The sequence below is a fragment of the Aliidongia sp. genome (assembly GCF_035943795.1).
In the GTDB taxonomy this organism is placed as follows: domain Bacteria; phylum Pseudomonadota; class Alphaproteobacteria; order ATCC43930; family CGMCC-115725; genus Aliidongia.
Genome location: NZ_DASZBY010000112.1, coordinates 1 through 11,950 on the forward strand (window position 1 = coordinate 1; position 11,950 = coordinate 11,950).

12 protein-coding genes and 1 tRNA gene are annotated in these 11,950 nt (G+C 64.1%); 9 read left to right on the plus strand and 4 right to left on the minus strand.

What is annotated here, in order from left to right; translation table 11 throughout:
* Positions 1–144 precede the first annotated feature (144 nt).
* Positions 145–2,181, plus strand: coding sequence for a hypothetical protein (locus tag VGV37_RS21795; RefSeq protein ID WP_326881871.1), 2,037 nt, complete (start codon positions 145–147; stop codon positions 2,179–2,181).
* Positions 2,182–2,331: 150 nt separating this feature from the next.
* Here VGV37_RS21795 and VGV37_RS21800 read toward each other — a convergent pair whose 3' ends face one another.
* Both VGV37_RS21800 and VGV37_RS21805 read right to left on the minus strand, forming a co-directional pair.
* A complete protein-coding gene (locus VGV37_RS21800; RefSeq protein ID WP_326881872.1) occupies positions 2,332–3,588 on the minus strand; it encodes a site-specific integrase in 1,257 nt (418 codons plus the stop codon).
* Between the two features lie 130 nt (positions 3,589–3,718).
* A tRNA-Ser gene (locus tag VGV37_RS21805) sits at positions 3,719–3,808 on the minus strand.
* A 216-nt stretch (positions 3,809–4,024) separates the two neighbouring features.
* Between VGV37_RS21805 and rplU the strand changes: the two genes are divergently transcribed.
* The 8 genes from rplU to rlmH all read left to right on the plus strand — a co-directional run bounded on the left by rplU (position 4,025) and on the right by rlmH (position 9,809).
* Positions 4,025–4,393 (plus strand): 50S ribosomal protein L21, encoded by a 369-nt coding sequence (gene rplU, locus VGV37_RS21810; RefSeq protein ID WP_326881873.1) that lies wholly within the window; start codon positions 4,025–4,027, stop codon positions 4,391–4,393.
* Between the two features lie 6 nt (positions 4,394–4,399).
* Positions 4,400–4,675, plus strand: coding sequence for a 50S ribosomal protein L27 (rpmA, locus tag VGV37_RS21815; protein WP_326881874.1), 276 nt, complete (start codon positions 4,400–4,402; stop codon positions 4,673–4,675).
* 88 nt (positions 4,676–4,763) lie between these two features.
* Positions 4,764–5,798, plus strand: a complete 1,035-nt coding sequence (gene obgE, locus VGV37_RS21820) for a GTPase ObgE (protein ID WP_326881875.1) — start codon at positions 4,764–4,766, stop codon at positions 5,796–5,798.
* Positions 5,799–5,804: 6 nt separating this feature from the next.
* The gene (gene proB, locus VGV37_RS21825; RefSeq protein ID WP_326881876.1) at positions 5,805–6,926 is read left to right on the plus strand and encodes a glutamate 5-kinase; all 1,122 of its coding nucleotides are present in this window, start codon (positions 5,805–5,807) and stop codon (positions 6,924–6,926) included.
* A gap of 34 nt (positions 6,927–6,960) precedes the next feature.
* Positions 6,961–8,247, plus strand: coding sequence for a glutamate-5-semialdehyde dehydrogenase (locus tag VGV37_RS21830; RefSeq protein WP_326881877.1), 1,287 nt, complete (start codon positions 6,961–6,963; stop codon positions 8,245–8,247).
* Between the two features lie 56 nt (positions 8,248–8,303).
* Positions 8,304–8,942, plus strand: a complete 639-nt coding sequence (locus VGV37_RS21835) for a nicotinate-nucleotide adenylyltransferase (protein ID WP_326881922.1) — start codon at positions 8,304–8,306, stop codon at positions 8,940–8,942.
* A 62-nt stretch (positions 8,943–9,004) separates the two neighbouring features.
* Positions 9,005–9,343, plus strand: a complete 339-nt coding sequence (gene rsfS / locus VGV37_RS21840) for a ribosome silencing factor (protein ID WP_326881878.1) — start codon at positions 9,005–9,007, stop codon at positions 9,341–9,343.
* Positions 9,344–9,350: 7 nt separating this feature from the next.
* Entirely contained in the window at positions 9,351–9,809 is a 459-nt protein-coding gene (rlmH, locus tag VGV37_RS21845; protein ID WP_326881879.1) for a 23S rRNA (pseudouridine(1915)-N(3))-methyltransferase RlmH, read from the plus strand.
* Positions 9,810–9,831: 22 nt separating this feature from the next.
* Here the strand turns inward: rlmH and VGV37_RS21850 are convergent, their stop codons facing one another.
* A complete protein-coding gene (locus VGV37_RS21850) occupies positions 9,832–10,521 on the minus strand; it encodes a PEP-CTERM sorting domain-containing protein (RefSeq protein WP_326881880.1) in 690 nt (229 codons plus the stop codon).
* 202 nt (positions 10,522–10,723) lie between these two features.
* On the minus strand, positions 10,724–11,944 hold the full coding sequence (locus VGV37_RS21855; protein ID WP_326881881.1) for an MFS transporter: 1,221 nt from the start codon (positions 11,942–11,944) through the stop codon (positions 10,724–10,726).
* Positions 11,945–11,950: the final 6 nt, after the last annotated feature.

Here is an 11,950-nt window from a genome sequence, read left to right on the forward strand (position 1 = left end):
TGCCGCCATTTGTGGGCCTCTCTCCGGTCGGGCTACGCCCTCCCTGCGTGAGGCCCACAAATGGCATAGCGTGACGGTAACCGGCAGACGATCCACTTATCTCCCGGCTCAAACTGTCCAAACGAACCCGGCCGGCTCTGATTCATGTCGGACCTAACCATCACGAATTTTTGGAAGCCGCGCTTGAATGTGGCGCGCGTCCGATCGAACTCGTTGGTCCGCGGCTGGTTCCAGGAGGAAAGCGGTTGCAAACCTTTTATGGAAGCCCCGCTTTCATTGAGCGATGAACTGAGTGCCGAGAGCGATCCTGCCCGTAGTCCCGTGCTGTTGGTGTCGGCTCCGGGTGCTGTCGGCAAATCGACTCTTGCACGCCAGATCGCTTTTGAGACCGGCGCGATTTACTTAGACTTGGCAGTCTCCGATGCTGTCGGCGCCAATACGCTCAGCGGTGGCCTCGCGAGGTCGGGTCTGTTTCCGCACTGGCAAGCAGGCACCACCACAGCCCTAGTCGACGGCCTCGACGAAGCTCGACTTCGGGTCACCCAGGAGGCGTTCGAAGCTTTCATCGGTGATGTCGCTGCAATCTCGAAGGGCAGATCGGTGCCGACGGTACTGTTCGGGCGAACCGGAGCCATACAGGACACGTGGCTCATTTTGGCGGAACACGGAATCGAGGCACCCGTCCTCGAGATTGGCTACTACCAAGCCCAAGCCGCTGCGGATTTTGCCGAGGCAAGGCTTCGAACGATACGCCCGAACAGTCCGTTTGAGACGACTGAACGCAAGGCGATCGATTTGTTGCTAGCCCGGCTTCGCGAGCAGACAAATAGCGACGGCGACCGATTCGCCGGATACGCCCCTGTTCTCAACACCGTTGCTGAACGGGTCGCCGATGCAAACCCGCAAGGACTGATTGCTAACGTGGAAGCTGGGGGTCAGCCTGTCACGCTCGAAGGCGTCGCCTCGGCAATTCTCGACCGAGAGCGGGGAAAGCTAAACACGCTCCCATTCGAGGACAAGTCGCTTAGCACCCGCTTGTACTCACCCGAAGAGCAACTCGACCGGATCGTGGCGAGGCTTTACCCAAACGTGCCCGATCCCCTCATGCCACCCATGAGCCCCAAGGACGCTCAGATATATTCTTCCGCCCTTGCGACTTGGGTTCCCGATCACCCGTTTCTTGACGGCGGCAACGGCACGTCGTCCGCTGTTTTTGAGGCGTTGATAAGCACCAGGGCTCTTAAGAATCCTGCCTCTAAAGGGGAGGCAGCACAAAAGGAACTGCGTCGCGGGGCTGCCGCGAACCCATTCTTGGCGGAGTTCTATGTGCCGTCCGGAGCGGACAGAGACAATAGTTACCTGCCGCCGGAACACGTCGGAATAGTATACGCCTCTCTTAGGGCGCGGCTCTCCCTCGGAGACTCTGCTAGCTTGTTGGTCGAAGAACCCGAGGATGCCGTTGATGAAGAAGCGTTGACGGCAGAGGTGGAAATTACCATCGAGCGGCATGACTCGGACCGCATCCGTACGCTAAATTTCTCCACGGAGCAGACGGGCGTGCTTCGGTTGGGAGCGTACGTTGAGGACGTTGAAATCACGACGACCAATGGTCACGTGGAGATTGGGCCAGGTGCCGAGTCGATGTTGGTTGCGCCGATCAGCATTCAGTGCAATCGGCTCACCATGACGGCAGAAAGAGTTGTCATAGAGTGCCCGCGTGGCAGCAGCGGCGGTGTCGTTTATCTTGAAGCAAACAGTTTCGACGGGGGAGAAATTACTTCGCTGCCGATCGTGCGCGGGGGCGTGACTTTAACGTGTTCGTGGCCGACCGCTCGAAGCCACCCTTGGACGAGCTTTGCCTCTAATCCAACACCGAAGAGGGCTCCCAAGCTGGACGAAGCCCTTCGCCGGTTCCGGAAGTTCGTTATCGCGTTCCGCTCGCATAGCAAGGGAAATTTGAGGCGCTTCAAAGACAAGATCGAACACGCCCGGATGACCAAAGGTACTGGTCAGGCCGTTTTGGATCTCCTCAAACAAGAGGGAATTCTTACCCTAATGAGCGATGAGATGTACGAGTTAGACCCCGATGGTCTTGGCAGCAAAACTGGGGCGACTTACGCGGATTGCATGACTTGGCAGTTCAATCCGGAAACAGAAGCGTTTCTCACTCGCGCCCTTTGACTCGAATTGACAGTCTCTTGCCTGAAAACGACTGGAGATTGTCAGTCGAACCGACCGCGTCGCGATAAGCAATCACCGTCCAATTTTCTCCGGTCGACGTAGAATGTTCACGCAAAGCGACGCCTGTAGATACGGGCGTCGCTTTGGCCATCAGGTAACAAGCGTAAGATTAGGTTTTGGTTTGCCCTTGAGCTTGGCCACCTCCGCCACTTGTCGTGCTGCCTTTTCCGCGCGCAACTGCATCAGTTCGTCGTGGTCTAGGGCGGCTTGCCGCAGGCGCTTCGCTCGCTCCCCCTTGCCCTCGTTGAAATAGATAGAGAGCATGGCAATCGTCTTATGGCCCGACGTTTTGGCGAGATCGAGCGCATCCCGATGATAAGGCGCCAAGCGGGTCAGCGCGACGTGTCTGAGGTCATGATACGTGAGGTTTGTCGGGTCCTCGGGGTCGAAATCCTTCTCGGCCTCGGGATTGGCGTGCCGCGCCTTGAACCCCGGATCGGACTTGGCTGCGCGAGTGACCGCGTCGGCGAATGCAGCGGTCAACATGGTGGCCGTGTATCCGCCCTCGGATCCCAGCTTCGTGGGGTCGCCGAACAGAAAGCCGTCCGCTCGAGCCGGGATATCCGGCGACTCAATTATCTCCCGGAACAACTCGCCCGCTTCCGGCCGGACCAGGGGAACGTCCCGCTTGGTGCCATTCTTGGTCCTTGGCAGATGGACATATCCATAAGCGCCAAGCTCAGACTCTTCGAGGTGAATGTGTTTCCGCTGGATTCGCCGGATTTCTCCCGCCCGCATGCCCGTTAGAAGTGCAATCCGGGCGCACCAGAGCAGTTGCCAAGGCCCCTTCCCGCACTCGCGCAGCAGGATTTCCTCCTCCCGGACCCGAAGCTCGACCTCTCGCGGGTCAGGCTTCTCTGGACGCGCAACGCCAGATACCGGGTTCTCGACCTTGAGGCCCCATTCCGCTTTCGCAACCCTGAAAATCTTGGACAGAAGATTCATCGGATTGCCGATCGTGGTGGGTGCTTGACCTTCATCGACCCGCTCGTCGCGCCATTCCGCGATCATGGACGACTCTATAGAGGTCAGCGGCCACAGCGCCCAATCGACCCGCTGCCATTTCCGAATCATCGAAAGCTCATTGTCTTTCGGGTGGCCGTCGGGGCGCTTGGCGGTCTCGTTGTCCCGGTAGCGCTCAAGCAGGTCGTTGAACGATGTACCCCGCTCGATCCTCTTATCGACATGTTCGTCGCCGGAGACTTTACCGACGGCTACGTCGATGGCCTTTTGCGCTTCCTCGTACGTATCGAAGGTTTTGTTGATGTTCGTGACGCTCCCATCGGGGAGCTGACGCCGCACTTTGATCTGATAGCTTGCGGGACCGCGCTTGATGGGCTTCGGCATCGGACATCTCCGGGACAACGTTCGCCGCGGTCAGTGTCCCATTTTGTCCCATTAAATGCCAGAGTTTTCCGGGACAAAAGGACTGAATTTCCTATTGCGTCCCACTTTCTGGCGGAGATCCTGGAGAGAATGGCGGACAGGGTGAGATTCGAACTCACGATACCCTCACGGGTACTTCAGTTTTCGAGACTGACGCCTTCAACCACTCGGCCACCTGTCCGCAGTCTTGCCGCCGCGAATGGGGCCTGGTTGAAGACCCCGGAAGCAAGGAGCGGGTAATTAGCGCATGATAATCCGGCTGGCAAGGCGCTTTCGCTCAGGTCATGGCAGCATTCCGCTCAATTCACGTTGACAGTGAAAGGCTCGCCTATATGATGCGCCGCTCCAAACGGGCGGCTTTGGCCCGTCATGTAAATTCAGTCGAAGAAGACCAAACATGTTCGCAGTCATCCGCACCGGCGGCAAGCAGTACAAGGTCGCCGAGAACGACGTCATCAAGGTGGAGAAGCTGGTCGCCGAGGCCGGCTCCTCGATCACCCTCGAGGATGTCCTCATGGTCGGCGACGATGCCGGCACCACGTCCGGCACCCCCGAGCTGTCGGGCGTTTCCGTCACGGCAACCGTGCTGGAGCAGATGCGCGACGACAAGGTGCTGGTCTTCAAGAAGAAGCGGCGCCACAACTATCGCCGCAAGAACGGCCATCGTCAGTATCTAACGGTGCTGCGCATCACCGATATCGTGACGGCCGCGGCAGCGAAGGCGCCGAAGGCCAAGGCAGCTCCCGCCGCTGCAGCCCAGGAGTAAGGTTCGATGGCACATAAGAAAGCTGGCGGTTCATCCCGCAACGGCCGCGACTCAGCCGGTCGCCGCCTTGGTCTGAAGAAGTCGGGCGGCCAGGCCGTCATCGCCGGCAACATCCTCGTCCGTCAGCGCGGCACGAAGTTCTATGCGGGCGCCGGCGTCGGCATGGGCCGCGACCATACGCTGTTCGCGCTGGTCGACGGCTCGGTCAAGTTCCTGCACGGTCGCCTCGACCGCACCTACATCACGGTCGAGCCGGCGCCGGTGGCCGAAGCCGCCGAGTAAAACTCCCCTTCCCACCGGGAAGGTTCGGTTTCGAAGGGGGATGGGTCACCATTCCCCTTTTTCTTTGTCTCGAAAGCCGCCTTAGGTCATGAAATTTCTCGATCAATGCAAGATCTACCTGAAGAGCGGTGACGGCGGGGCCGGCACGGCGAGCTTCCGGCGCGAGAAATTCATCGAGTTCGGCGGACCGGACGGCGGCGACGGCGGACGCGGCGGCGACATCATCTTCGAAGTCGTCGATAACCTGAACACGCTGATCGACTATCGCTACATGCAGCATTTCCGGGCCCAGAACGGCCGGCCCGGCGCCGGCAAGGTCAAGACCGGCCATGGCGGCGAGCACATCGTGCTGAAGGTGCCGGTCGGGACCCAAGTGATGGACGAGGACAAGGAAACCGTCCTCCTGGACTTCACCGAGGCCGGCCAGCGCATCGTGTTCCTGCGCGGCGGCGACGGCGGCTTCGGCAATCACCATTACAAGACCTCGACCAACCAGGCGCCGACTCGCAAGGACCAGGGCTGGCCCGGCCAGGAACGCTGGATCTGGCTACGCCTGAAGCTGATCGCCGATGCCGGCCTGGTGGGATTGCCCAATGCCGGCAAGTCGACCTTCCTGGCCGCGACCTCGCGCGCCAAACCCAAGATCGCCGACTACCCGTTCACCACCCTGAAGCCGCAGCTGGGCGTCGTCGGAGTGGGCGACGAGGAATTCGTGCTGGCCGACCTGCCCGGCCTGATCGAGGGCGCCAGCGACGGCGCCGGCCTCGGTCATCGCTTCCTCGGCCATGTCGAGCGCTGCGCGGTCATCCTGCACCTGATCGACGGCACCGAAGAGGACATCCTCGGTGCCTACAAGCTGATCCGCAAGGAACTGAAAGCCTATGGCGGCGGCCTCGTCGACAAGCCCGAGGTGATCGGGCTCAACAAGGCCGACGCCATTCCCGAGGACGAGCTCAAGGCGAAGGTCGCCAAGCTGAAGCGCTCGTCCAAGCGGCCGGTCTATGTGCTGTCCGGCGCCACCGGCGCCGGCGTGCCCCCCGTGCTCCATGCGTTGCGCGCCGAGATGACGGCGAAGCGCGCGGCCCGCGAAGAGGCGTCCCGCGCCGCGTTCGACACGCTCTAGCCGGCCATGACCAGCCCGCATCGCCTTGCCCAATCCCGACGATTGATCGTCAAGATCGGCTCGGCGTTGCTGGTCGATCCTGAAACCCTGGAGATCCGCCGGCGCTGGCTCGACGCGTTGGCCGACGATGTCGCTGCATGCCGGGCACGCGGCCAGGAAGTGCTGATCGTGACGTCCGGCGCCATCGCGGTCGGACGCAGCGGCCTCGGCCTCGCCCATCGGCCGGTCAAGCTCGAGGAAAAGCAGGCGGCCGCCGCCGTCGGCCAGATCCGCCTGGCCCAGCTCTATCAGGAAACTCTCGCCCGCCACGGCCTGTCGGTCGGCCAGATCTTGCTGACCCGCGAGGATACCGAGGCGCGGCGCCGACACCTGAACGCGCGAGCCACGATCAACCAGCTGCTGGCGCTGGGCGTCGTGCCGGTGATCAACGAGAACGATACGGTCACCACGTCGGAGATCCGCTTCGGCGACAACGACCGGCTGGCGGCCCGTGTCGCGCAGATGATCTCGGCCGACACGCTGATCCTGCTGTCCGACATCGACGGGCTCTATACCGCCAACCCGCGCACCGACTCGACCGCACGCCACCTGCCGGAGATCGCCGAACTGACGCCGGAGATCGAGGCGATGGCCGGCCCGCCCCTGCCTGGCATGAGCTCCGGCGGCATGGTGACCAAGCTGGCTGCCGCGCGCATCGCCATGGCCGCCGGCTGCCGCATGCTGATCGCGCAGGGCCATGTCGACCATCCGCTGGCCGCGATCGAGGCCGGCGCCCGGGTTTCCTGGTTCCTGCCGTCGGCCGAGCCGCTGACCGCGCGCAAGCGCTGGATCGCCGGCAGCGTGGCGCCATCGGGCACGGTCGTGGTCGACCTGGGCGCGATCAAGGCATTGCATTCCGGGCGCAGCCTGCTGCCGGCCGGCATCGTCGCGGTCGAGGGCGCGTTCGAGCGCGGCGACGCCATCCTGGTGCGCGGCCAGGACGGCCATGTCATCGCGCGCGGGCTGACCGCCTACGCAAGTGCCGATGTCGCGTTGCTGCTCGGCCATAAAAGCGGTGAAATCGAGAACCTGCTCGGCTACCGTGGCCGGGACGAGATCATCCACCGCGACGATCTGGTCGTGGGTTGAGGCGCGCTCGGGTGTCGCCTGAGGGATTTCGAGTATGGCGGTAAACCTGGCCGGCGTGGCCGACGATAGCCTGGCGATGGCGATGGAAGCACTGGGCCAGCGCGCCCGGGCGGCAGCCGGCATCCTCGCCAATGCTTCAACCGACGCCAAGAACCGGGCGCTGCGCGCAGCAGCCTCCGCGATTCGAGCCGATGCCCCCGCCATTCTCGCCGCCAACCGGCGCGACCTCGCGACCGCGACCGGCCGGACCATGACACCGGCGATGATCGACCGGTTGACGCTCGACGACCGCCGGATCGAAGCGATGGCCGTGGGCCTCGAAGAGGTGGCCGCCCTGCCCGACCCGGTCGGCACCATCGAGTCGGTCGTGACGCGACCGAACGGCTTGCGCATCGAAAAGGTGCGCGTGCCGCTGGGCGTGATCGGCATCATCTACGAGAGCCGGCCGAACGTGACCGCCGATGCCGCGGCGCTCTGCCTCAAGGCCGGCAATGCCGCGATCCTGCGCGGCGGCAGCGAGAGCACCCATTCGTCGGCCGCGATCCTGGCAGCGCTCGCCACCGGGCTTGAAGCGGCCGGCCTGCCCGGCGACGCGATCCAACGCGTGCCGAGCCAGGATCGCGCCGCCGTCGGCATCCTGCTGACGCTCGACCGCTACATCGACGTCATCATCCCGCGCGGCGGCAAATCGCTGATCCAGCGCGTCGCGGCCGAAAGCCGGATCCCGGTGCTGAAGCATCTCGACGGCATCTGCCACGTCTATGTCGACAAGGCGGCCGATCTCGCCAAGGCGCGTGCCATCATCCTGAACGCCAAGCTGCGCCGGACCGGCGTGTGCGGGTCGGCCGAGACCCTGCTGGTCGACCGCGCGGTCGCGGCCAGCCACCTGGTCCCCATGCTGGCGGACCTGATCGGCGCCGGCTGCGAGATCCGCGGCGATGCCGAGACCTGCGCGCTCGACGATCGGGTCCTGCCGGCGACCGAGGAAGACTGGTCGACCGAATATCTGGCCCCGATCCTGTCGGTCCGGATCTTGGGCGGGGTCGACGAGGCCATCGCCCATATCGCGACCTATGGCTCGCAGCACACCGAATCGATCGTGACCGAGGATCCCGAGGCGGCCGAGCGGTTCCTGGCCCGGGTCGACAGCGCCATCGTCATGCACAACGCGTCGACCCAGTTCGCCGATGGCAGCGAGTTCGGCATGGGGGCCGAGATCGGCATCTCGACGGGCAAGCTGCACGCGCGCGGCCCGGTCGGCGTCGCCGAACTGACCAGCTATAAATATCGCGTGCGCGGCAACGGGCAGACCAGACCCTGAAAACCCCCCATCCGAACCGGCGGGCCGCCGCCGGCACGCTGGCCCTGTCGCCGAGCCTGGGCGATCGCCGCACCCGCAAGATCGGGTTGCTGGGCGGATCGTTCAACCCGGCGCACCGCGGCCATCTCCACATCAGCCAACTGGCCCTGAAGCATCTCGACCTGGACGAGATCTGGTGGCTCGTCTCGCCGCAGAACCCGCTGAAGCCGGTTACGGGCATGGCACCGCTGGCCGAGCGGGTCGCGCAGGCCGCGGCCGTTGCGCAACATTCGCATATCCGGGTTACGGATATCGAGGTCACGCTCGGTACCCATTACACGGCCGATACTTTGACGGCTTTGAGGAAACGCTTCCCGGCCGCTCATTTTGTCTGGCTGATGGGTGCCGACAACTTGCGGCAGATCGCCCGATGGGAGAGCTGGACCGAGATCTTCCGGCTCACTCCCATTGCAGTTTTCGCGCGTCCGGCTTATTCTTTGTCGGCGCTCGGCAGTTTGGCCGCGCGCCGTTTCGCACGCCATCGGATGTTTCCCGGTTCGGCTCGGCGCCTCGCAGCGGCACCGACGCCGGCATGGGTGTTTTTCGCGACGCGGCTCGATCCGCTGTCGGCGACGGCCATCCGGGTGCGACGGCGTCGTTCGGTCTTCGCGCCCCGGGTGCGAAACGACGCGCCCGCCACGAGTCAGATATCCTAAGGGGATAGATTATCGCCAAGAAGCCCACGGCAGCCGAGCCCATTGCCATCGTCGAGCCTTCCTTGCTGGACGTCATCGTCGCCACCCTGGACGACGGCAAGGCCGAAGAGATCGTCGCCATCGACCTGCGCGGCAAATCGTCGATCGCCGACCACATGGTCGTGGCGTCGGGCCGGTCGACCCGCCAGGTGACCGCCCTTGCCGAACAGGTCGCGAGCAAGCTCAAGGACATGGGCCAGGGCCGCGTCTCGATCGAGGGCAAGACGCAGGGCGATTGGGTGTTGCTCGATGCCGGCGACGTCATCGTCCACATCTTCCGGCCGGAAGTGCGCGAGTTCTACAAGCTCGAAAAGATGTGGAGCGGCCCGACCGAGCTGCTGCAGGTCGCCCAGCAAGCCTGATCCGGCCTTGCGCGCGACCCTGATCGCGGTCGGCCGCGCGAAGCCCGGGCCGGCGCGTGATCTGTTCCTGGATTATGCCCAGCGCCTGTCGCCGCCCCTGACCCTGGTCGAGGTCGAGGAGAAGCGGCCCCTGCCTTCGGCACAACTGAAGGCGCGCGAAGCCGAACTGCTGCTGGCGGCCGTGCCCAAGGGCGCGACCGTGCTGTTGCTGGATGAGCGCGGCCGAGATTTCACCAGCCCTGCCTTTGCCGGGCGGATCGGCCAATGGCGCGACCAGGGCGTCGCCGATCTGGCCCTGCTGATCGGCGGTGCCGACGGCCATGGCGATGCCGCGCGCGCGCGTGCCGATCTGGTCCTCTCGCTCGGCAAACAAACTTGGCCGCACATGCTGGTCCGCGCACTCGTCGCCGAGCAGCTTTATCGCGCGCAGACCATCCTCGCCGGCCACCCCTACCACCGGGAATAGCCGCCGAGGATCGTCCGAGTCGTCAGGCCGTGCGACGGTGCCGCAGCAGGCCTAGACCGCCCAACCCTGCGCCGAACAGCGCGAGGGACAGCGGCTCCGGTACCGAGGTCCCATTCGTCGTGAAATCGAGCTGGTTGATGCCGAGGTCGCCCTGCTTCGGAAAGCTGGGGTTTCCGACATTCACGAGGAACGTCACATAGCTGATGTCGGCCGCGCTCGACTGGCCGCCGATGAACACCGCCGAATTGTCGCCGGCCGAAGACGAGTTGCCCGAGACCGACACTTCGCCCAGCAGGACGTTGGTGGTGCTCCAGAAATCCATGTATCCGGTGAACGCGCCGAACGTGTCGGACTCGATCTGGGTGCCGACGGCACTGACCGGCGTCGAAAAGCCGACGATGAATGAGTCGCTGTCGTTCGGCTGGAACAGCACAGAGTCGCCGTTTGCAAAATTGCCGTTCCAGGTGGTGCCCTGCTGATTGATCAGCAGCTGCCCGCTGGACGAGGCGACATGCACGCTCTCCGAACCCACGGGCTCGAATACCGGTGTGCTGAGGGTGCTGCCATCCGCGCCGAAAGCGCTCCAGGCGACCGTGTTGTTGGCATTGAGCTGGGCGCGAGACGTGTCCGCGATGATGCCCGCCATGGCCGGAGCAGCGCAGATCGATCCGGCGGTCGCGAGAGCAGCGAGCATGAGTGTATGGAAACGCATGAAGAGACCTCCCCTGATTAAGGCCCGCCATTGCAGCGGCCACTCGCCCCGGGCAGGGCGGACGATAAGGATCAGGACGGTCTCAGACGGCGGCCAAGCCATCGCACTATCGGGGTAAGCAAAAAGCCGGCCAACAAGGTTAATGAAACATTATCAATGGTTTGGAAAAATATCTCTTTCAGTTGTGTAACCTTTTCCGACACTACAGCTCCTCGTTGACGGTCCTGGCGCGCCAGTTATAGAGCGCGCCGACCGCCATCAGCACGCAGGTGCCGAGGAACACAGACGGCATGCCGAAATGGCCGCCGAAGAACCCGCCCAGCACCGGTCCGATCACCTGGCCGGTATATTGTGCGGAGGTCGCGTAGCCCAGCATGGTTCCGGCCAGGCCGTCCGGCACGTTGTGACGGATGACGGCCGTGATGCAGGGCAGCAGGCCGCCGAGCGCCAGGCCCATCAGGAAGCGCAGCAGGACCAGCTGCCAACTCGCGGTCACGAAGGCCTGCGGGATGAGCAGCAGCGCCGACACGGCGAGCGCGCCCACGATGACGTTCCAATGACCGACCCGGTCGGCAAGCTGGCCCAGCCGGGCGGCCGACAGGATGCTGCCCAATGCCGCCGCGGACATGACGACGCCGGCGACCAGCGTGACGTTGGCCGGATCCGCCACCAGCTGCGCCACATAGACCGTGATGATCGGCTCGATCGACATGTTGGCGACCATGAGCAGCGTGCCGGTCACCAGCATGGCGACGATCGGCCGGGGATCGGATATCGACGACCAGCCGATGCGCGCCCGGATCTTCCGCTCCGCCTTCGTGGGCCGCGCCTCGCGAATGAGGAAGCAGGTCGCGAGGAACGTCAGGAAGATGACGCCGCCCGCCGCCAGGAAGGTGCCGCGGATGCCGATCAGCGGCGGCAGCGCGCCGCCGATCAGCGGGCCCACGAGGTTGCCGGCCATGATACCTGAGGATAGCGTGCCGAGCGCCCAGCCGGACCGGGCCTTCGGTGTCTGGGTCGCGACCAGGATGGTCGACCCGGAAGCATAGCCGCCGGCGAGCCCGACCAGCAGACGAAGCGCCGTCAATTGCCACACATCGGCGGCCATGCCCATCAGCGACATGGCGATAGCCATGCCGAGGCTGGCGCGGATCAGCATGAGCTTGCGGCCATAGCGGTCGGCCAGGCGGCCCCAGACCGGCGCGACCAGGGCGGCGGCGAAGAACGTCGCCCCATAGGCCACGCCCGACCATTGGACGATCGCCGCATGATCGCTGATGCCCAGCTGCTCGACATAAAGCGGCAGGAACGGCAGCAGCAGCGTCATCGAGACGATGGTGGTGAAGGAGCCGACGAGGCAGACGTAAAGGTTGCGCTGCCAATGGGTTTCGGAATCCCTCGCGCCGTCCCTGCCCTCGAGCATGTTTTC

Bases quoted from the DNA above. Each gene is read 5' to 3' on its own strand.
- VGV37_RS21830 (WP_326881877.1), top strand. From the start codon at position 6,961: ATGGCGGTAAACCTGGCCGGCGTGGCCGACGATAGCCTGGCGATGGCG.
- rpmA (WP_326881874.1), top strand. From the start codon at position 4,400: ATGGCACATAAGAAAGCTGGCGGTTCATCCCGCAACGGCCGCGACTCA.
- VGV37_RS21850 (WP_326881880.1), bottom strand. From the start codon at position 10,521: ATGCGTTTCCATACACTCATGCTCGCTGCTCTCGCGACCGCCGGATCG.
- proB (WP_326881876.1), top strand. From the start codon at position 5,805: ATGACCAGCCCGCATCGCCTTGCCCAATCCCGACGATTGATCGTCAAG.
- VGV37_RS21800 (WP_326881872.1), bottom strand. From the start codon at position 3,588: ATGCCGAAGCCCATCAAGCGCGGTCCCGCAAGCTATCAGATCAAAGTG.
- obgE (WP_326881875.1), top strand. From the start codon at position 4,764: ATGAAATTTCTCGATCAATGCAAGATCTACCTGAAGAGCGGTGACGGC.
- VGV37_RS21855 (WP_326881881.1), bottom strand. From the start codon at position 11,944: ATGCTCGAGGGCAGGGACGGCGCGAGGGATTCCGAAACCCATTGGCAG.
- rplU (WP_326881873.1), top strand. From the start codon at position 4,025: ATGTTCGCAGTCATCCGCACCGGCGGCAAGCAGTACAAGGTCGCCGAG.
- VGV37_RS21795 (WP_326881871.1), top strand. From the start codon at position 145: ATGTCGGACCTAACCATCACGAATTTTTGGAAGCCGCGCTTGAATGTG.